Raw genomic sequence first — 20,465 nt, forward strand, 5'->3', positions numbered from 1 at the left:
CAGCTGCAATTTCTACCTCCAAAGATAAACACACCCTAGTGCTATTTAAAGTCCTATCTCGATTATTTTCAAACTGCCAATAAAATATAACAACTTCAATACGACAGGCAATACCTAACGCTACATATGCGCTAAGCAACTATTGAAGCTGGTGGATGTTATGCTGAGCGTTTTAGAAGTGCAGATTATATTCAATTTTAAAAATGCATAGGTATTACTTAAACACAACACGTTGGCTAAACTATGAGTAATATGAAGCGTGTAGAACACTCGGTTCTAATTCTTCAAAAGCAGATTCTATTACCAAAGTAACTCCAGATTAGTTTTATTGAATAGGGTAACTCATTTTTGCTAATAAAATTTATAAAGAGTCATTTAAAAACAGCCATTTTTTACAGCTTTTCTTATCTTTAATAATCATTAAAGTCCTATTTTATATACGCTGGAGGGCAATGCGTGATTGGTTGTTTTGTTAATATTAGAAATCACTCGTTACGAGTAAAAATACTTGTTGGACTTAGATCTCTATTTTTCTTTTAATGCGCGGCACTAGCCGAGTTGGCACTAATTAATTAAATAAAAGAGAAAGATAAATGAAAGAAACAACATCACTAGAACAAGCTCGTACGAGCTACAATGTTCGTCATTGGAGCCAAGGTTTTTTTGGTATTAATGATCAAGGTGATGTGTATGTTGCGCCCAAGGCTCATGCCCCAGAGCAAACCATTGCATTAACAGATATCGCAAAGCAACTACAAGATAAAGGTTTAAGCTTACCTGCTTTAGTTCGTTTTCCGCAAATTTTACACCATCGTGTACACAGCTTATGCGGCGCATTTAATACTGCGATTGAAAACTATGGTTACCCTAAAGACTACCTATTAGTTTACCCAATAAAAGTAAACCAACAACGTGAAGTGGTTGAGGAAATAGTAGCAAGCCAAGCACAAGTAGAAAAAAAGCAACTTGGTTTAGAAGCAGGCAGCAAGCCTGAACTACTTACAGTATTAGCATTGGCTGAAAAAACCAGCGCCGTTATTGTATGTAATGGCTACAAAGATAAAGAATACGTACGTTTAGCACTTATTGGCGAAAAGCTAGGTCATAAAGTGTATATCGTACTTGAAAAGCTTTCTGAGCTAGACATGGTGCTTAGCCAAGCAAAAGAGCTTAACGTAAAACCACGCATTGGTATTCGTGTACGTTTAGCGTCGCAAGGTAAAGGTAAATGGCAAGCGAGTGGCGGCGAAAAATCAAAATTTGGTTTATCTGCATCGCAAGTTTTGCATGTAGTTAATCGTTTAAAAGACGCAAACCAGCTTGATTTACTTCAGCTAGTACATTTTCACTTAGGCTCACAAATGGCGAACATTCGTGACGTACGTTTAGGTGTAAGCGAAGCTGCGCGTTTTTACTGTGAGCTACGTAAATTAGGCGCAGAAATTGATTGCCTTGATGTAGGTGGCGGTTTGGCTGTTGATTACGACGGCACACGTAGCCAGTCGCATAACTCTATGAATTACAGCTTAGCTGAATATGCAAATAACATTGTGTACACCATTGGTGATACATGTAAGCAATATGAGCAACCAATGCCGACTATTATTTCTGAGTCGGGTCGTGCGCTTACAGCGCATCATGCTGTGCTTATTTCCAATGTTATTGGTACTGAAAGCTACACGCCAGAAGAGTTAGTAGCGCCAGCGGCAGATGCACCCCTGTTATTAAAAAACATGTGGGCATCGTTTGTACAATTAACTGATTTAACGGATGACCGTGCATTAATTGAAATTTATCACGACAGCCAAGGTGATTTAGCTGAAGCGCATAACCAATTTGCACTCGGTTTATTAGACTTAGCGCAGCGTGCGTGGGCTGAACAAATTAATATTCGTATTTGTTATGAACTTAACAAGCACATGGATAACAAAAACCGTTTTCATCGTCCTATTATTGACGAGTTAAACGTACGTTTAGCCGATAAGTTTTTTGTAAACTTTTCGTTATTTCAATCGCTTCCAGACGCATGGGGCATTGATCAAGTGTTTCCGGTATTGCCATTAAGTGGCTTAACTGAAGCACCAAAAAAACGTGCTGTATTACTTGATATAACCTGTGATTCAGACGGTGCACTTGAGCATTACGTAGATGGACAAGGCATTGAAAGCACACTACCTGTACCAGAGTTTAGCGCTGATAAACCTTATTTAATGGGCTTTTTCTTGGTGGGTGCTTATCAAGAAATTTTAGGTGACATGCATAACTTGTTTGGCGATACGCACAGCGCAATTGTTAATATGGATGAGCAAGGCGTTGCAAGTATTACCGAGATAAACCAAGGTGACACTGTTGCCGATATGATGCGCTATGTACATTTAGATGTTGAAAGTTTTCAGCAATCATACGAGCAGTTAGTAAGCACTAAAATTGAAAAACACGAACAGCAAAGCGTTTTAGACGAGTTGCAAAGCGGCCTTGATGGCTACACTTATTTAGAAGAGTTATAAGCAATGTCGACTTTGTTTGGTCACGCAGATCACTCATTGTACTCAAATGGGATGACGTTTTTACGTCGTCCTATGGTGCAAAATATTAATGCAATTGATGCAGACGTAGTCGTTTTAGGCTTACCGTTTGATTTAGCGACATCGGGTCGCCCTGGTGCACGTTTAGGTCCTGATGCGATTCGTCGTGCGTCGGTTCATTTAGCATGGGAAGACACTAAGTACCCGTGGACGTTCCCGTTGTTTGAGCGCTTAAAAGTGGCAGACGCAGGGGATTTTACTTACCCTGTTGGCGACCCTGAATATTTTACTGCGCAACTTGAAATGGCTGCTGAGCAAATACTTCGCCAAGGTAAAACGCTATTAGGTTTAGGGGGCGATCACTTTGTGACGCTTCCGCTGTTACGCGCTCACGCAAAAATACATGGCAAAATGGCGTTAGTGCACTTTGATGCGCACACAGATACCTATAGCAACGGCTCGCGATTTGATCACGGCACTATGTTTTATCATGCGCCAATGGAAGGGCTAATTGATGTTGAACACAGTATACAAATAGGTATTCGTACCGACTTTGATCAAAGCAAACATGAGTTTGCTGTGATTGATGCAATGCAAGCCAACGATTTACATGCAAATGATATTGCAGCGCAAATACTTGAACGAGTAGGTGACCTACCTGTTTACTTAACGTTTGATATTGATTGTTTAGACCCTGCGTTTGCGCCTGGTACAGGCACTCCTGTGTGCGGTGGTTTAACGTCAGATAAAGTACTTAAAGTACTGCGTGCGCTAAAAGGCATAAACATGGTAGGTATGGATGTGGTAGAAGTATCACCTTCGTACGACCAAAGTGAGCTTACCGCTATTGCCGCAGCAACCATTGCGAGCGAATTACTGCATTTGTGGACGCATAAAAATAAGTACTAATTTTACAAATTAAATACTACAAAAAAGGGTATGCGCAGGCATACCCTTTTTTAGTTAGAGGTATCGATTATTCAGCAGCTTAATTTCCTTTAACCAAATAACGCTTAGCCCAATAAGAGGCAGGTTAGTAGTAACAGGGTTAAATGCTTCAATAAGTAATTGTGGCTGCATTGCAACTACAGCGAGTAAAAGGCCAATTAATGCTAAAATATTTAAAATTACTAGGTGTTTATTTTTATAAAACACAAATAAACACAATCCAAATATAATTTCGCCAACACCCGCCGAACGTGTAATTAAGTCAGACACTTCTGCTGAAAAACCAGCACTGCCAGTCATTAATTTTTCAAGAGGTGCTATATGATAAAGCTTTGGAAAAAAGCCATGATATATCCAACTTAAACTCACTATGTAGCGAGCAAGTTGAATATAACCGCGATTATTTCCTAGCATTGTCAATACGCTCTTGTGCACTTGGGTGGCTAGATAAGTACTCTAAAAAGTCATTTACTTTTTCTAGGTGTTCGTTTTCGCTGGTATGGCTTTCTTGCAGCGCTTCTATTGCATCAGCAAAATCATTACTCGAATACCCAAGCGACTCTAATTGAATGAGTGCAAAGGTATCTGCCTCGCGTTCCATATCTCGTGAAAACCCTTGCTGAGCAAACGATGCACCCGTACCTAATGCAACCTCTGCAACCCCTTCTAAATCACCAAATACAACCGCTAGCACAATCGTACTTGCGGCAGATTGTGCTGTAATACGTACGCTATGCTGGTGGACTACATGGCCCATCTCGTGTAGCAATACCGCTTTTAGTGCATTGGGTTTATCGGCAAGTAAATTTGCTAAATCATCTGTGACCACGATACGACCATGGGGTAGTGCAAACGCGTTAGCACCAAAGCTGTCTGATTTATAAAACGATAATCTATAAATCGATTGATCAAGCGATAACGCATTAAGCATACTTGTAAAATGCGCTTGTACTTTAGCTTGTTGCTCTGCGGGCAGCTCGCTTGGGTCAAGCGCAATCTTTTTAATTAGTGTAAAGCTTTGCTCCCCCATTTGTTCCACAACATTTCGTGGCAAGGTATCAACACTGTAAACAGCAATGGCCGGTACCGCTTTATAAAGTACTAACCACATAAAAAGCGGTGTAAATATGACTGCAGCTAAAATTGCCCATTTACTTTTTTCAAGGCGCTCCATTATGTGATGGTTATTTTCTTTAAATGGCCATCTGTAACTTACATCTTGAGGAATAAAACGACTGCCATCTTCAAAGTTTAGTTCGTCGGCAAGTCCTGCCATCCCCGAACTTAATTTTAGACTTGAGATTGCGTGGCGAGCTATAACGTGTTCATCGTTGATAACTTCAATGTGTGTGTCGCTAATAGTTGCAACACACACTTGATAGTTACTCGATGCGATGGGGAAAAAATGTCCCTTTACATGCATAGTGAGCTCTTAAGTTAGAGAAAGGTCAATATCAAATACGTTTGCAGCTTCCTCAGCAAATGATGATTGCTGTTCTTGCGCGGTATCAATTAGGTTTAATGCACCAGGATAAATAGTGACGTTAGTTACATCAGCGAGCATTTTTGATGTACGTACTTTTGTCCATGGGTATGCAAGGCCTAAAGAAAATACAATAGCCAACATATTAGTTAATAGTAAAACAGCGAAAGGAATTGGTTTTAGCTCTGATTTAAATGTAGCAACGCCTTCAAAATAGCTGTTATCAAAAATGTGATTTCTAATAGCGGCGTGCCATACAGCAGAAACAATGGCAATCATTAGCACATAGGCAATCATCATAAAGATAGGAAGCATAACCATAGCTGCAGAGTTTTCTAAATTTTGTTGATTTTCAATATCTACTAAGTTGAGGCCAAATAATCCTAAAATCCCCATAAATACCACCATGGTGATAGAGCTCACTACAAAGCAAATAAGCGCTGTTAGGTAATAGGTTTCGCCTTTTAGATTTACAGTAAGCGGTTTGTCACCGTAACTAATATTGCTATGTATATAGCTATCAATACGTTTTATAACGTAAGGCATTAATAAATAAAGCGTAAATATGCTGGCAATAGGTAATAGTATAAAGTTAACAAAGGCTTCGCCATAGCTGCCTTTAAAAGCAAAGCGAACATTACGATGGCGGGTCATACGCAGATTAAAACGTAAACCTTGGTTAATAATCCATGGCATTAAAAAGATAAAACCAAGAGCAATAAACAGGCCTAAAATAGGCATAAAGCTAATAGAGAATGTATAAATAAAAAATACAATAACCGCTAAAATCCGACCTTTTAAAATTTGTATTGGCGTTGCTAGGTAGTCAAAACTATGACCATCTATGCGGGTGTGGCCGTAAAAATAGCGATGCGTACGTACTTTAGCCCACGCTGAGTATATGCCAAGCGTAATAACGCTAAGTAATATATTTACAATCCAAATTCCAAAAAACTCACCGCCTTTACCACTAAACTGCACTTTTCCGCTAAAAATTGGTTCAGCAGGCTCATTTATTGGTGGGGTTGTTTCAGATGGGGTAGGGTGTATTGATTCCATTAAAATTATATCCATGTTGTTTTTTTGTTAATTTACCCATTTTTAGTGCAAAATTCAATGTTTATAATTATCTCACCCTTCTGTAAACAGCTATAAATAGGCGTTTTAAGTCTTGAGTTAAATACTCTAATACTTTTTTATAAATAAACCTCGCTGGTTTTATTTATTTGGCTGGTAACTGGGATCTTTAGCTTTTTAATATGCGATTTAGCTACTATACATAGTTAATGCTGCTTAAATGTAATGGCATTAATTATGTATTAAGCACACCTACGTACAATTAAGCTAATTGATTTATATGCCAAAATAATAGATTGTAAGAGTAGTAGGGATGTAAATTTATTTAGGTTTTACAGCTTTTATCACCGCTTTAAATAACATTAGGATATTTATTATGTTTCAAGCAGTCGTGCTAGGGGGATTAGAGTTTAGCCCGCTGATTGTTTATTTCCCAATTGCGTTTATTTTAACAGCGCTGACTCGTTTTGCTTTGCATCGACTAGATTGGCATGACCGTATTTGGAAAGTGGCTTGGTTTGAAGTGTCACTATTTGTTTGTTACTTGGCACTGGCCGTCTATTTACTAAGTGGAAGATAAATTGAATGATTAAATATCTGCGTATTACTTTTACTATCTTGGTTGTTATAGCTGCGGTTTTTGCTGGGCGTTGGGTATGGACTGACTACATGCATACTCCTTGGACGCGCGACGGTCGCATTCGAGCAGACATAGTTACAGTTGCTCCAGACGTGTCGGGTTGGGTGACTGCTTTAAACATTAAAGATGGTCAAAACGTACAAAAAGGCGAAGTACTTTTTAATGTCGATCAAAAGCGTTACCAAGCAGCGCTTGATAAAAGTAAAGCCAATACAGAAAATACGCTATATACATGGGAGCTTGCTAAACATAAATACGAAAGACGTGTTGAGCTAAACACTCAACAGGCAATAAGTGAAGAAACGCTAGAATCAACACGTATCAATACTAAAATTGCTGAGGCAAATTATAACCTAGCTAAAACAGAGCAAACAATTGCGCAATTAAATGTTGATAGAACTAAAATTGTTGCGCCTGCATCGGGACAAATAATTAATCTGAATTTACGCCAAGGTAACTATGTAGCTCAAGGCACACCTGTGTTTGCTATCGTGCAGTCAGATTCATTTTACGTAACGGGTTACTTTGAAGAGAGTAAAATACCGCTTATTTATCCTGATCAAGAAGCTAAAATAGCGCTTCTAAGCGGTGGTAAGCAATTAACAGGGCATGTAGTGAGTGTAGGTAAAGCAATTGCAAATACGAATACACAAAGTAACGGACAACTTTTACCGCAAGTGCAACAAACATTTAATTGGGTACGTTTATCGCAACGTATTCCTGTTGATATTAAGTTAGATTCATTGCCCGAAGATACACAGTTAAGCGCAGGAATGACCGCCACAATACATCTCGCTACACGTTAAGGGGAAGACAGTGGGCGTTGTATTACAAAATTTGTTTTTTCCTAAAAAACAGGCAATTATTTTTGCGACTAAGGGCGTTATAGCCATGGTAATGGCGCTTACTATTGCTATGTGGCTTAATCTTGAAAGACCTTATTGGGCGTTAGTCTCGGCTATATTTTTGCAATTACGCCCGCAAAGCGGATTGGTTATTGAAAAAGCAATTTGCCAAATAATAGGCACCATAGTGGGTGGTTTATTTGGCATATTGCTTTTAACTCAGTTAATTCTCTACCCTTATTTAGCGCTCGGTGCACTTGCATTATGGTTGGGGGTAAACTCTGCGTTATCGGCAATGGTACGCCAAGCAAACTTTGTTTATGCGTTTGCTATGGCAGGTGTAACAGCCGCTATTATTCTACTTTTAGTCATGGTTACTCCGGCAATGGTAAGCAGTCAAAGCATATTTGATATTGCACAAGCGCGCGTGAGTGAAATAGTAATAGGCTCAATATGTGCAGGCCTTGTGAGCCATTTATTTTGGCCTGTAAAAGTTAAACACTTACTGCAAGTACAAGCGCGGTCGGTTATAAACCAAACGTTAGATTATTTAGTAACTGAGCTTGATTCTAAAGGCTCGCACGAAAATCGTCATCAGCAAATAGATGGCATTATGGCAACATTAGGATCAATAAACGAAGACTCTAGCGCAGTAAGGTACGAAGGGCCAAAAGGTCCAGGGCGCTCACGTGCTGCAAATCAATTGTCGCAAAAAGTACTTTCTTTACTGGCTTCAATTCAAATAATTGGTCGCCTGCAACGAAACCACGCAGACCTTATTACTCCCACATTAGACAAATTAATAAGTAAACTTAAACACGTATTCGCGCAAATTAAAGAATCTGACGATTTTGATTACTGCGCCGAACAAGTTAAAACACTGCGTAAAGAGCTAACCGACTATAGAGCAAATACGGTGTGTGATTCGCCATTTGAATCTCACATGCTCAATGTGAGCTTAGAAGTGGCAGCCGACTTAACAATTTTACTACGGGCATACAGAGCTTTAGAACAACGCGATAAAACATTATTAAATGCACCCAGTATGCTTACATATCGCGACCCATTAGCTGGCATTATTGTTGGATTTAGAACTGCTTTGGTGTTTTCTATCGGCGCATTTATTTGGATTAATACAGGTTCTTCAGCTGCATTATTAATTATGATATTACCGGTCATATTTTCGATAATGCTGGCGCGAATACCCTTGGCTATTTTACAGGTTGTAATTAAACGTTTATTGGCAGGTATAATTGTTGCTACTTTTGTAACTATTTTTTATGCGTTAAATTTACTGTCGCAGAGTGGTGGGCAATTAGAAATATTGTTGCTTGTATTAGCTGGTCCGTATTTTTTGGGTTTGCTGTTACTCGCTAATCAACAAACGCTGCCATACGGCTTAGGGTTTTGTATTCCATTTACTATTTTGGTTAGACCCAGCACGGATATGAGCCTAGCTTTTTCAATTGATTATACACTCAGCTCTGCAATCGCGATTTTTGCTGGCGTGAGTATTTTATTTTGGATTTTTCAGTTATTTACAGGACCAAGTGTTCAGTTACTTGTTCATCGTGTTTTTAAGGCTACCTATAAAGATTTACTCGAAATAAATACACATCAAACTCCGAGTATTTGGTACAACCGCCGCATGGCAGATAGGTTAATACGCTTAACTAATTACGATCAGGGCTCACACTCACGCGCCATTACTGACCTTGCCCTAACCGGCTTAAACTTAGGACATGCCTCAGTGCGATTAAACTCAATTTGCGAAAATCTTGCTGGTGACACAAAGCTAAAATATTTAAATGAATGGCAACGCACGTTGGCTGATGCATTTATGCTGGCTACCAAAGGTAAGTTTGATGAAAACTTTAAGCAAGCGTCTGATAATCTTTATAATGAATTAGCCGCATCTGTTGGTGATTCAAACCAATTAGAGGCAATAAAAGGGATGTTTATTCGCATTAATCTGACTTTTGAAAGAAGTGCCAGCAAGATAAATTAACCCCATTCGCTGCTTTTCGAGTTCAGATGTTATAACGAAATCTGTTATACTTAATGGACAATTTTATGGGGCTGTTATGATTTCAAAAAACCAACTCAAACTTATTCGCCAACTTGGCCAAAAAAAGTACCGAAAGCAATATAATCAATACCTTGTACAGGGTGAAAAAAACGTACTTGAGTTATTAAACAGCCCATTAAATGTGGTTAATATTTTTGCTACAAACGAATTTATAAATGCATACCAAAGTGAGTATCAGCACGCTAATTTTATTGAAGCGGATGAAGAAACCCTCACTAAAGCGAGCACATTAGTTAGCAATAATGCAGCCATTGCTATTGTTGATATGCCAAAGGCGGCTTTACCACAAGCAAATGGCTTAATACTCGCGCTTGATGGCGTATCAGACCCTGGTAATTTAGGCACTATAATTAGAGTAGCCGATTGGTACGGTATTAAACATATAGTAACTAGCACCGACAGCGCAGACGCTTACAACCCTAAAACAATTAGCGCCACAATGGGCTCGTTTGTAAGGGTATCGGTAAGCCAAGTAGATTTACCTGATTACTTACAGTCTTTAAATTTACCTGTTTACGGTGCTTTTTTAGATGGACAAAGTGTACATAAAACCCAATTTACGGGCTCAGGCGTTTTGCTAATGGGCAGTGAGTCGCATGGTATACGCGAGACATGTGCAAAGTTAGTGACCAATAAAATAACCATTCCCGCTTTTGGTGGTGCAGAGTCACTTAATGTTGCAATGGCGACCGGTATTATTTTAGATAACTTTAAACGACAAGCTTAATCTATTAGTAAATTATGGGTTAAATTGTTTATGACAAATAACAATAATAAATTGGTAATAACAATAAGATGCGCTTAAGCACTATTAAATTAGCGGGCTTTAAATCGTTTGTAGAGCCCACTAAAATTCCATTTCCTGATCAAATGACGTGTGTTGTAGGCCCTAATGGCTGTGGCAAATCTAACGTTATTGATGCAGTACGATGGGTGCTAGGTGAAAGCTCTGCTAAAAACCTGCGTGGCGATGCCATGACCGACGTTATTTTTAATGGCTCAACTAATCGTAAAGCCATATCACAAGCTTCTGTAGAGCTTGTTTTTGATAACGATAAAGGTAGTCCTTCAAACACATTTGCCGACAGAAACCAAATTGCCATTAAACGCTTAGTAACGCGCGACGGGCTATCGCTGTACTTTTTAAATGGCAGTAAATGCCGTAAGCGTGATATTACCGATATATTTTTAGGTACAGGTCTTGGTCCGCGTAGTTACGCAATTATTGAGCAAGGGATGATCTCGCGCTTAATAGAAAGTAAACCACAAGAATTACGCGTATTTTTAGAAGAAGCTGCTGGTGTTTCTAAATACAAAGAGCGCCGCCGCGAAACACAAACACGCATTAAAAGCACCCGCGAAAACCTTGAGCGTTTGTTAGATGTGCGTAAAGAGCTGCAAAGCCAGTTAGATAAATTGGCTGTGCAGTCGGTTGATGCAAAAAAATACCGCGAGTTAAAAGCGCAAGAGCGAACGTTAAAAGGGCAAATTGCGGTTTTAAAATGGCAAAAGTTACATCAGCAACAACTTGAAAAAAGTACTCTAATTAAAAAACTGAACGATCAAATTTCGTTTTTTAAAACTGCTAACTCAGGGCATGACGATGTACTTGCAAGCTTAGAAGGGCAAGTACAAGCTCAGCAAGATAAACTAAGCGATGCACAACATCAGCAACATGTAATACACACCGAGCTTACCCGCGCTGAGCAACAGCAAATAAATGTAAAGCAACAAACTCAAACGCTTAAACAAAATTTAATTAAATTACAGCAACGCCAAACCCATAGCACTGAAGTTAAAACGCAGCAGCAAATTGTGTGCGAGCAACTAAATGAAACCCTGCAAGAGGCAAGTGAAAACGCGTTAATGTGCGAAGAGCAAGTAAGGAAGTTAACGCATGAGCTTGAGGAATTATTAGCACTGAAGCAGCGCCACAATACACACTGGCAAACTTTGTGTGAGCAACAGCAGCAACTTAATAATAATGCGCAACTGCATAGCAGTCACATTAAACAAACTCAGCAGCAAATAAGCCACGTTAACGAGCAAATTGATCAGTTAAATGCGCAGCTTACTGACTTACAAAGTAGCGATGTAGAACAACAATTAACGCAGCAAACACAGCAAACACAAACATTAACCCAAGAACTTGCCGCTAAACAAACAGCGCACACGCAGTGCAGTGCTAAGCTTGAAGTGCAAAATGAGCGTGTTAATAACTCACAAAAGCAATATTCGACGCTTACTCAAACAATAAATGAGTTAAAAGCCAGTATAACGGGGCTTAAAAGTACATTAGGGCTTGATGAAGAAAGTGAAAGTACTAATGGTTTGTTTAATCAGCTAAGTGTTAAAGAAGGCTTTGAGCCCTTAATAGAGCAAGCACTTAAATCGCTAGAGCACTTAAATGTAAGTGAGCAGCAAGCTGATAATAGTGTGTGGCCAATTAGTGGTAAGCACATTGCTGAAAATAGCTTAGCGGCATTCATAACAAGCGGCGTGTACCCAGATCATTTAACGCGCATTGCTTATAGCGAGAGCGGTGATCTAACGCTCTTAAAAGATGCTTATTATACAGCCGTTATGGATAAAAACGGTGCTTTATATGGTCGTAACTGGCATGTAAGTGCCGATCGAAATGCCGAAAACTCATTGCTTTTAAAACATAAGCAGTTGCAGGATAAAGCTCAGCAGTTAACCAATGCCGAGGATGAGCTAAAACAAGTAACACGCACTCGTGATGAGGATACAGCTGATCAAATAAAGTTAATTAACGAGCAAAGCGAGCTAAAAGAAGCCATACATGAGCTTGCGCAAAATATAGCAGTAGCCGGTACACGCAGCGATATGCTTAAACAGCAAGTAGCGCACTTTAAGCTGCAACTAGAAAAGCTACAGCAACAAAAACAGCAATTAACCACCCAGCTTTTGCAATTAAATACCGTGCTTGATGAGCAAACAGAGCAATTTGAAGTGTTAAATGAGCAGCAACTCAACTTAACGGATGAGTTAGACGCTGCAAATAGCCTGCGCTCACAAAGTGATAAAAGTTATAGCGAAGCATTAAGCATGCTTGAGCAATATAAAACGCAAGCGCATAAGGCAACGCTCTCAGAGCAAAAGGCACGCAGTGAATGGCAGTTAAGCCAAACCAAATTGAGCCATGCAGAGCAAGAGCACGTTAGTGCATCTGAAGGTGCACAAGAATTACTCAATGAAATAGAAGAACTGCTTATACCAGAGCAAGAGCTTAGCGATAAAATAACGCAGTTTTTAGTACAGCATCAAAAAGGTGAGCAGGCCCTGGTAATGCTACAAAAAGAATTAGCTCACGCTAAAGAAAGTTTAAATAGCAAGCAAGCAAGTCTTAAAAACTCACAAGGTGAGCTGGTGGGCTTGCAAGAGCAGCATCAAAAGCTAACAATTGAAGAGCAAAGCTTACTAATAAAAGCGCAAGTTGCGCTCGAACCATTAGAAGAGCTAAAGCAAAGCTTAAAAGCAATACTTGATGAATTACCTGATTCATTGAATTTAAGTGCAGCGCAAAATCAGTTAACCGGATTTACTAATCAGTTAGATAAATTAGGTGCAGTAAACTTAGCGGCAATAGAAGAGTTTGATTTAGCTAAAGCTCGTAGTGATTATCTTGATAATCAATTAGATGATTTAACAAAAGCGTTAAGTACCCTTGAAGGTGCAATTCGTAAAATTGATAGTGAGACCAAAACACGCTTTAAAGCGACGTTCGATCAAGTTAACGAAGACTTTGCAGAGCTATTTCCTAAAGTTTTTGGTGGTGGTAGTGCGTATTTAGAATTAACCAGTGACGATTTACTCGAAAGTGGTGTTAGTATAATGGCAAGACCACCGGGTAAGAAAAATTCAACAATTCATTTGTTAAGTGGTGGAGAAAAAGCGCTGACCGCATTATCATTAGTGTTTTCTATATTCAGGCTCAATCCAGCTCCTTTCTGTATGCTGGACGAAGTAGATGCACCATTGGATGATGCCAACGTTGTGCGTTTTTGCCGTTTGGTTGAAGAAATGTCACAATCAGTGCAGTTTATTTATATTAGTCATAATAAAATTGCGATGGAAATGGCTGGTAGATTAACCGGTGTTACTATGGCAGAACCTGGCGTATCGCGTATGGTTGCTGTAGATATAGAGCAGGCTGTGCAACTTGCACATGCATAAATTTTTATAACAAGTGTATTATTTTTAATTAATATACAGGTTTTAGGCATATCAAATAATAAAAGGTGAGGGGATGGCCGAACAATTAAGATGGGTTTTAATCATTATCAGTGTAGTTGTCATTGGTGGTTTATTAATACATGGATTGTGGTCTGTGAGAAAAAAAGACCGCCCAGAAGTATCTGATAACGAGCGGGTTGAACCATTACAAGAAAGCGCATCAGCTTCATCTAAACCGTTTCGAACTGAGGCTGAGCCAAAAGAGCCAATGCAAAACGAACGTGATGAGCCACAGTTTGGCGAGCTTAACTTTGATGCAAATGAGCCGCAAATAGATACAAGCGTGCCAGAAGTGCCGATTGAAGATGACCTAGAAATAGTTGATGACCTAGAAGCAAAAGAGCAAAGCGCTGAAGAAGCACCTGCCCAAATGTCTGACTTTGTTATTGTACATATTCAAATGCCAGAAGAGCTTAGTATGCAGGGCAGTAAATTATTGCCAGCAGTTAACACTTTAGGTTTTAAATATTCTGAGGAAGGCTTTTTTAATCGCCATTTAGATCCGGCTGGTCAAGGCCCTGTTTTATTTAGATTAGTAAATATGTACAACCCAGGTACGTTTGATATTGATAATATGGAACAGTTTAGTACCGCAGGGGTAAGCTTATTTATGACGTTACCGTGCGACGGCGATGGTCTAGCTGCATTTAATATGTTGCACAGCGCAGCTAAAAAGTTAGCGGATGAATTTGGTGCGCAAATTTTAGATGCTGAGCGAAATGAAATAACAGTAGATCGCGTAAGACAATATGTTGAGCAGGTTCGTTCTTTTTCAGCGTAAATAACGCATATATTATATTTTTATAAGCCACTGGACGGTGAATCGTCAAAGTGGCTTTTTTTATGTTTATTGAGGTTTAAATGTCTAGCAGCATTAGTGAGCAAGTTAATCATCTTCGTACTACATTAGAGCAACACAACTATAATTATTATGTGCTCGACACCCCCAGTATTCCTGATTCTGAATACGATAGGTTATTACGCGAACTAAGCGCACTTGAAACCGAGCATCCTGAATTTTTAACCGCCGACTCACCTACACAAAAAGTAGGCGGTGCAGCACTTAGTAAATTTGAACAAGTAGCGCACCAAGTACCCATGCTCTCACTTGATAACGCCTTTAGTGAAGAAGAATTCACTGCGTTTAATCGCCGTATAAAAGAGCGTTTAATGAGTACTGATGAGCTTACTTTTTGTTGTGAGCCAAAACTTGATGGTTTAGCTGTATCAATTATTTATCGTGATGGTGTGCTTGTACAAGCAGCGACTCGAGGTGATGGTTTTACCGGTGAAAACATTACTCAAAATGTAAAAACAATTCGTAATGTACCGCTTAAGTTACGTGGCGATTATCCGAAAGAGCTTGAAGTGCGCGGCGAAGTATTTATGGATAGCGCAGGTTTTGACAAACTAAATACTGAAGCAGAAAAGCGTGGCGATAAAGTATTTGTTAACCCACGTAATGCAGCAGCCGGTAGCTTACGACAACTCGACTCTAAAATTACCGCTAAGCGCCCACTCATGTTTTACGCATATAGCACTGGGCTTGTTGCCGATGGCAATATTCCCCAGGATCATTATCAGCAATTAGAAAAGTTGACTGATTGGGGTTTACCTCTGTGCCCAGAAACAAAATTAGTTGAAGGTCCAAAAGCCGCGCTTGAGTACTACAGCGATATTTTAACGCGCCGTAGCTCACTTAAATACGAAATTGATGGCGTAGTAATTAAAATAAATGAAAAAGCCTTACAAGAGCGCTTAGGCTTTGTAGCTCGCGCACCTCGTTGGGCTATTGCGTATAAATTTCCGGCACAAGAGGAAATAACCCAACTACTTGATGTTGATTTTCAAGTCGGTCGTACTGGCGCCATTACACCTGTTGCACGTTTGAAGCCTGTTTTTGTGGGTGGCGTTACCGTATCAAATGCAACACTGCATAACAGTGATGAAGTTGCACGTTTAGGTGTAAAAGTGGGGGATACGGTTATTATTCGCCGTGCAGGTGATGTAATCCCACAAATAACACAAGTTGTACTTGAACGCAGACCTGATGATGCCAGAGATATTGAATTCCCGACGACTTGCCCAATCTGTGATTCTCATGTTGAAAAGGTTGAAGGCGAAGCTGTAGCCCGTTGTACGGGTGGACTTGTATGTCCTGCACAGCGTAAGCAAGCTATTAAGCACTTTGCTTCGCGCAAAGCGCTGGATATAGATGGTCTTGGCGATAAGATTGTTGATCAGTTAGTCGATAGAGAACTTATAAAAACGCCTGCTGATTTGTTTATTTTAAAACAGGGGCATTTTGAGTCACTTGAACGTATGGGACCTAAGTCAGCTAAAAACTTAGTAACAGCACTTGAAGAGGCTAAAGGCACTACGCTTGCTAAGTTTTTATATTCATTAGGTATTCGAGAAGCCGGGGAGGCGACAGCACAAAATTTAGCTAATCACTTTCTAACCCTTGAAAATGTAATAAATGCCAGCATTGATAGTTTAACGCAAGTAAGTGATGTAGGCGAAATAGTAGCTGCTCATGTTCGTGGCTTTTTTGATGAAGAACATAATTTAGCAGTTGTTAATGCGCTGATAGATCAAGGTGTAAACTGGCCAGCGTTGAGCGCACCTTCTGAGGAAGAACAGCCGCTCGCTGGGCTTACATATGTACTTACAGGTACACTTAATACACTTAATCGCAATGATGCAAAAGCACGATTACAACAACTTGGTGCCAAGGTGTCTGGTAGCGTATCGGCTAAAACAGATGCGTTAGTGGCGGGTGAAAAAGCAGGTTCAAAAATAACAAAGGCACAAGACCTAGGCATAGACATACTAACTGAAGATGAATTAATTGAGTTGCTTATAAAGCATAACGGTTAGGAAAATGACAATGAGCCGATATGGGCCAGAATACTGGGATAAGTACGGAAGTTACCGTACGCCTATTGCATTTCATTTAAGTGTGCTTGTGCTATTACGCAGTTATTTTATTTGGGTTATTGCGGCTTTAAGCCGCAGGCCTGAACTAGATTTAATGTCATTATTTTTTAAAAATAAAAATGATTTTTTTATCGCAATAACGATTGGAAGTATTGCAATAATACCGACTATTTTATTTTGTTTACGCAGACCACGAGATTCACACAGTGCAAGCAACAGGTTAGCAAGAATATGGCGACATATGCGCTGGCCTCTTATTTTATGTGCAGTTGTTGATTTAACATGGTTAAGTGTTCAAGCAGCGCATAGCCATTATCGATTTTCATCATTTTTAGCAGTACAAATGATGATTGTTTTATGGGTATTATGGTATTTGGTGAAAAGCCGCTATTTAACTGTTTTCTTTAATGATTGGCCTGAGCCGACAGAAAAGGCATCAGAAGAAAAAAAGCGACTTAAAAGGGATTAGTTGTGGACGCCGTAAATAGAAAAATAGCGATAGCTATATCGATAATAGGCTTTGTGCTTATTATTTTAATGATTAGCACTGAGCTTTTAGAGTTTATGTGGTTTAAAGCGTTATTTGGGTTATGGGTATTTGTTTTTTGCTCAAGCGTTTATCGGTTAACGCCTTTATTTAAATCAAGAAACAGGTTAGAGGATTTTATTCAGCGAGACGCCCAACACTTATTACTTTTTAGTTTGATGGGATTTTTTGATAAAAAGCACGGTCCAGATTGGTTAGTTATTGAGAGTATTGAACGTATAACGACAAAGGATGATGGGCTAATAATTTACAGTAATAACGAGCGCCAAATGAGTGTTAGTTTACCTGTAAAAAAAGCAGAGCTAGATAGTTTTATTAAACGAATACTTACCGACTCAGAAAAACAAAATATTACCTTTAGCTAAGAAAATTACCTTTAAGATTGAACGAGTTTTAGTCTTAAACGGTCAACACTCCTTAGCTGATCTTTAGTGTATTAAATAACGTAATAATTAGCCGTACTTTTTATGACTTTATAAAGTATAGCTAATCAACTATTCAATGAGGCTATTATGTTGAAGTGGAATGATGTTATTAACTTTGCCACCAATGGCAACCCTACCCCAAGTAAAAAAGTAGTCAAAACTGACGAGCAGTGGCGGATGCAACTATCAGAAGATGAATATTACGTAACACGTAAAAAGGGAACAGAGCGCCCAGGTAGTTCGGGTAGTTGTACATTACTCGAACCTGGCAAGTATGTGTGTATTTGCTGTGATAATCTATTGTTTGATGCTGATGAGAAGTTTGATAGTGGTACTGGTTGGCCGTCATTTACGCAACCTGCGACAATTGAAGCGATTGGCTATGTAAGCGATACAAGTCATGGTATGGAGCGCATAGAGGTGGTTTGTAACGTGTGCGATTCGCACTTAGGCCATATTTTTCCAGATGGTCCATTACCAACGGGTTTACGTTATTGCGTTAATGCCGCATCAATGAAAAAGCTCTAATGTTTTATTTACTAGCGCTTTGAATATCTAAATTCATTTCTTTTGCTATGTGCAAAATCTTATCTAAACGCTGCGTCTGATCTGCTTGTAATTTAGTTTTATCAAGAAGGGCGTAGCACCTTCTAGCAAGATCCATATTAAATGAGCTGCCAGATTGCTTAGTTGAATCAAATAGGCACTGTAATAAATTAAGTGCGATACTTTGATTACGAGGCATGACTCTAAACGCCTGTGTAAAAGCTTCCAACGCAGTATTTAATTGGCCTTTATTAAATTGACTAACGGCATGGTTATTAAGCTCTTTTGGACCCATTTTAATATCGCGTCGCTCACTTTGTTGCTGCTGAATATAACGCAAGTAAGTTGTATCGCTAACTGCGGGATGTCTTTCACAGTGGCTAATTATTTGTGTGAATAAGGTTTGCGCCTTTTGATGAAACCCCAGTTCATGAAATGCTTTTGCTTTATCAAGTGCGCCATCAACCGATCGGATATGAGTATCGTCATCATCAAGTTGTTCAATTAGCTTTTTCGCTTTTTGATGCTCGTCTTTTAAGTAATGGAGTCGTGCATTAAGTACATCAATTTGAGCTTGATTTGTATTATTAGGAAACTGTTTTTTTAAATCATTAATGTACTGATTGGTTTGCCTAGAAATTCGTTGAATTTGATCGGTTTGATCAGTCGTTAGCGCAAAGTCGATACCTGCACGTGCTGCATTCAAATATACATCGGGGTGGTCGTGTATTGAGTGTTTTGCAAAGGTGGCTATATCTTTTTGAGTTAAATAGCTTTTTTCGTAGTCGTGATTAATTAGCGACACATTACTTAGCGATTTTTGGCGTGTGATATTTCGCGGTGCAATTTCTGCAGCTTGGCTTAAAAAGCTTTGTGCTAGCTCAAATTGATTTAGCTTTATTTCTAATCTGCCCAACAAATCAAGGGCTACTAAACGAGTTTCTTGGCGCTCTAACATTGTTTTGAGCATTCGCTGCGCCAAAATATGTTCGTTATTCGCTATAAGTGCTTCTACTAAGCCTACTTTTGCCCAAGCAAATTTTTGAATGTCGAGAACAGACTTAAAAAAGTCTTTCGCATCTTGAGCGCGCTTTAAGCGAAGTAAGGCATCACCTTTTAAGCGAAGTAGGATAGGGCTGTAATTATTATTTTTTTTATCCAGAGCGGTATCAATAAACTTAATAGCTTTTGAATCGTTACCATCATCAATTAATGAATACACTGTTTGTAAGTCGTGTTTACGCTTTAGGATTCGTTCAATGCGTATTTTAAGCTCTTGTACTGTAAAAGGTTTAACTAAAAAGTCATCAGGTTGCAGCTCAAGAACACTATGAACGAGTGAGCCACTTGTTTCTGCTGAGATAAAAATAAAGCCAGTCGAGCTTTTTATGAGTTGCTTTACACGTAACTCTTCATAAAGCTGGTAGCCATCTTGGTGTTTATTTAAGTTGAATGAGCAAACGATTAGATCAAATTCTTCACTTAAACACTGCTCTTTTGCAGAATTTGCATGATCAGCAAAGCGCAACTGCCGAAAGCCAAGCCTTTCTAACGATTGTTTCATATAGCTTTGAGCAAGTGGTTGCTCTTCTACTATAAGTATTTTGGCTTTTGAATAGATCTTAGTTGGCATTGGCTTAAGCGTAATTGTATTTAACACAGACTATAATCAACAGTTTAACTCCTTACAAGGGAATTTAAATGATAGCTGTATTTATTAGGTACTTAACTTTGCCTAATACGTTTATCTAACTACGAAGGTACTGAGCCGAATAACATAATTAAAAACTAAATAAGTAAAATTGATAACGCTATATTTGATGAGTGCTTTGATATGGAAATTTAGATTTTAATAAAAATATGAAATGTATTTAAGGTAAAAAGAGGAGTTAAACGTATTTAATATGGGAAAAGAGTTATTACTAGAGAAGTTGTCATTTAAAGAGTTGTCTGATGGTATTTATATGTGGTGGGTGATTACTTGGCTTGATACTAGTGACCCTCGCCATTATTTGTAAAGGGTGGCGATGCTCTTTTTCTTACGGCTAAGTTAATTACATACGATTTATATATTGAGTTTTTATAAAGTTCTTAAATGTATTTAATATGCGAAGAAAGAGTTATTACTAGAGAGGTTGTCTGA

At 39.0% G+C, this 20,465-nt stretch carries 16 protein-coding genes; 12 read left to right on the plus strand and 4 right to left on the minus strand.

The annotated features are described in order from the left end of the window. Positions 1-593 precede the first annotated feature (593 nt). The gene (gene speA, locus CXF89_RS09750) at positions 594-2,507 is read left to right on the plus strand and encodes a biosynthetic arginine decarboxylase (protein WP_007378101.1); all 1,914 of its coding nucleotides are present in this window, start codon (positions 594-596) and stop codon (positions 2,505-2,507) included. A 3-nt stretch (positions 2,508-2,510) separates the two neighbouring features. Further along, entirely contained in the window at positions 2,511-3,434 is a 924-nt protein-coding gene (gene speB, locus CXF89_RS09755) for an agmatinase (RefSeq protein WP_007583987.1), read from the plus strand. A 54-nt stretch (positions 3,435-3,488) separates the two neighbouring features. Here the strand turns inward: speB and CXF89_RS09760 are convergent, their stop codons facing one another. From CXF89_RS09760 to CXF89_RS09770, 3 genes are read right to left on the minus strand one after another with little or no spacing between them, the layout of a single operon-like run. Continuing rightward, entirely contained in the window at positions 3,489-3,887 is a 399-nt protein-coding gene (locus CXF89_RS09760) for a DoxX-like family protein (RefSeq protein WP_101164108.1), read from the minus strand. Further along, positions 3,874-4,896 (minus strand): M48 family metallopeptidase, encoded by a 1,023-nt coding sequence (locus CXF89_RS09765; protein WP_024591602.1) that lies wholly within the window; start codon positions 4,894-4,896, stop codon positions 3,874-3,876. Before CXF89_RS09765 ends, CXF89_RS09760 begins: the two co-directional genes overlap by 14 nt. 9 nt (positions 4,897-4,905) lie before the next feature. Further along, the gene (locus CXF89_RS09770; RefSeq protein WP_007584000.1) at positions 4,906-6,015 is read right to left on the minus strand and encodes a YjgN family protein; all 1,110 of its coding nucleotides are present in this window, start codon (positions 6,013-6,015) and stop codon (positions 4,906-4,908) included. A gap of 394 nt (positions 6,016-6,409) precedes the next feature. Between CXF89_RS09770 and CXF89_RS09775 the strand changes: the two genes are divergently transcribed. From CXF89_RS09775 to msrB, 10 genes are all read left to right on the plus strand, one after another. Continuing rightward, positions 6,410-6,613: a DUF1656 domain-containing protein gene (locus CXF89_RS09775; protein ID WP_008171772.1), complete on the plus strand. Its 204-nt coding sequence runs from the start codon at positions 6,410-6,412 to the stop codon at positions 6,611-6,613. Between the two features lie 5 nt (positions 6,614-6,618). Beyond that, the gene (locus tag CXF89_RS09780) at positions 6,619-7,479 is read left to right on the plus strand and encodes an efflux RND transporter periplasmic adaptor subunit (RefSeq protein ID WP_101164109.1); all 861 of its coding nucleotides are present in this window, start codon (positions 6,619-6,621) and stop codon (positions 7,477-7,479) included. Positions 7,480-7,489: 10 nt separating this feature from the next. Continuing rightward, positions 7,490-9,526 carry an FUSC family protein gene (locus CXF89_RS09785; protein WP_121954489.1) on the plus strand — a complete coding sequence of 679 codons (2,037 nt, stop codon included), beginning with the start codon at positions 7,490-7,492 and terminating at the stop codon, positions 9,524-9,526. A 76-nt stretch (positions 9,527-9,602) separates the two neighbouring features. Next, entirely contained in the window at positions 9,603-10,334 is a 732-nt protein-coding gene (locus CXF89_RS09790; protein WP_121954490.1) for an RNA methyltransferase, read from the plus strand. Between the two features lie 68 nt (positions 10,335-10,402). Next, a complete protein-coding gene (locus CXF89_RS09795) occupies positions 10,403-13,804 on the plus strand; it encodes a chromosome segregation SMC family protein (RefSeq protein WP_121954491.1) in 3,402 nt (1,133 codons plus the stop codon). A 73-nt stretch (positions 13,805-13,877) separates the two neighbouring features. Next, positions 13,878-14,645, plus strand: coding sequence for a cell division protein ZipA (gene zipA, locus CXF89_RS09800; RefSeq protein WP_121954492.1), 768 nt, complete (start codon positions 13,878-13,880; stop codon positions 14,643-14,645). An 80-nt stretch (positions 14,646-14,725) separates the two neighbouring features. Further along, positions 14,726-16,744, plus strand: a complete 2,019-nt coding sequence (gene ligA, locus CXF89_RS09805; RefSeq protein ID WP_121954493.1) for an NAD-dependent DNA ligase LigA — start codon at positions 14,726-14,728, stop codon at positions 16,742-16,744. A 10-nt stretch (positions 16,745-16,754) separates the two neighbouring features. After that, positions 16,755-17,273: a DUF2919 domain-containing protein gene (locus CXF89_RS09810; RefSeq protein WP_007584017.1), complete on the plus strand. Its 519-nt coding sequence runs from the start codon at positions 16,755-16,757 to the stop codon at positions 17,271-17,273. 2 nt (positions 17,274-17,275) lie between these two features. Beyond that, positions 17,276-17,716 (plus strand): hypothetical protein, encoded by a 441-nt coding sequence (locus tag CXF89_RS09815; protein ID WP_024591594.1) that lies wholly within the window; start codon positions 17,276-17,278, stop codon positions 17,714-17,716. Between the two features lie 147 nt (positions 17,717-17,863). After that, a complete protein-coding gene (msrB, locus tag CXF89_RS09820; RefSeq protein ID WP_007584021.1) occupies positions 17,864-18,304 on the plus strand; it encodes a peptide-methionine (R)-S-oxide reductase MsrB in 441 nt (146 codons plus the stop codon). Positions 18,305-18,308: 4 nt separating this feature from the next. Here msrB and CXF89_RS09825 read toward each other — a convergent pair whose 3' ends face one another. Further along, positions 18,309-19,955, minus strand: a complete 1,647-nt coding sequence (locus CXF89_RS09825; RefSeq protein ID WP_024591593.1) for a tetratricopeptide repeat-containing response regulator — start codon at positions 19,953-19,955, stop codon at positions 18,309-18,311. Positions 19,956-20,465: the final 510 nt, after the last annotated feature.

Source organism: Pseudoalteromonas sp. MelDa3 (assembly GCF_002863625.1).
GTDB lineage: Bacteria > Pseudomonadota > Gammaproteobacteria > Enterobacterales > Alteromonadaceae > Pseudoalteromonas > Pseudoalteromonas arctica.

Bases quoted from the DNA above. Each gene is read 5' to 3' on its own strand.
- speB (WP_007583987.1), top strand. From the start codon at position 2,511: ATGTCGACTTTGTTTGGTCACGCAGATCACTCATTGTACTCAAATGGG.
- zipA (WP_121954492.1), top strand. From the start codon at position 13,878: ATGGCCGAACAATTAAGATGGGTTTTAATCATTATCAGTGTAGTTGTC.
- CXF89_RS09775 (WP_008171772.1), top strand. From the start codon at position 6,410: ATGTTTCAAGCAGTCGTGCTAGGGGGATTAGAGTTTAGCCCGCTGATT.
- CXF89_RS09825 (WP_024591593.1), bottom strand. From the start codon at position 19,955: ATGCCAACTAAGATCTATTCAAAAGCCAAAATACTTATAGTAGAAGAG.
- CXF89_RS09795 (WP_121954491.1), top strand. From the start codon at position 10,403: ATGCGCTTAAGCACTATTAAATTAGCGGGCTTTAAATCGTTTGTAGAG.
- CXF89_RS09790 (WP_121954490.1), top strand. From the start codon at position 9,603: ATGATTTCAAAAAACCAACTCAAACTTATTCGCCAACTTGGCCAAAAA.
- msrB (WP_007584021.1), top strand. From the start codon at position 17,864: ATGTTGAAGTGGAATGATGTTATTAACTTTGCCACCAATGGCAACCCT.
- CXF89_RS09810 (WP_007584017.1), top strand. From the start codon at position 16,755: ATGAGCCGATATGGGCCAGAATACTGGGATAAGTACGGAAGTTACCGT.
- CXF89_RS09760 (WP_101164108.1), bottom strand. From the start codon at position 3,887: ATGCTAGGAAATAATCGCGGTTATATTCAACTTGCTCGCTACATAGTG.
- CXF89_RS09780 (WP_101164109.1), top strand. From the start codon at position 6,619: ATGATTAAATATCTGCGTATTACTTTTACTATCTTGGTTGTTATAGCT.
- CXF89_RS09770 (WP_007584000.1), bottom strand. From the start codon at position 6,015: ATGGAATCAATACACCCTACCCCATCTGAAACAACCCCACCAATAAAT.
- speA (WP_007378101.1), top strand. From the start codon at position 594: ATGAAAGAAACAACATCACTAGAACAAGCTCGTACGAGCTACAATGTT.
- ligA (WP_121954493.1), top strand. From the start codon at position 14,726: ATGTCTAGCAGCATTAGTGAGCAAGTTAATCATCTTCGTACTACATTA.
- CXF89_RS09765 (WP_024591602.1), bottom strand. From the start codon at position 4,896: ATGCATGTAAAGGGACATTTTTTCCCCATCGCATCGAGTAACTATCAA.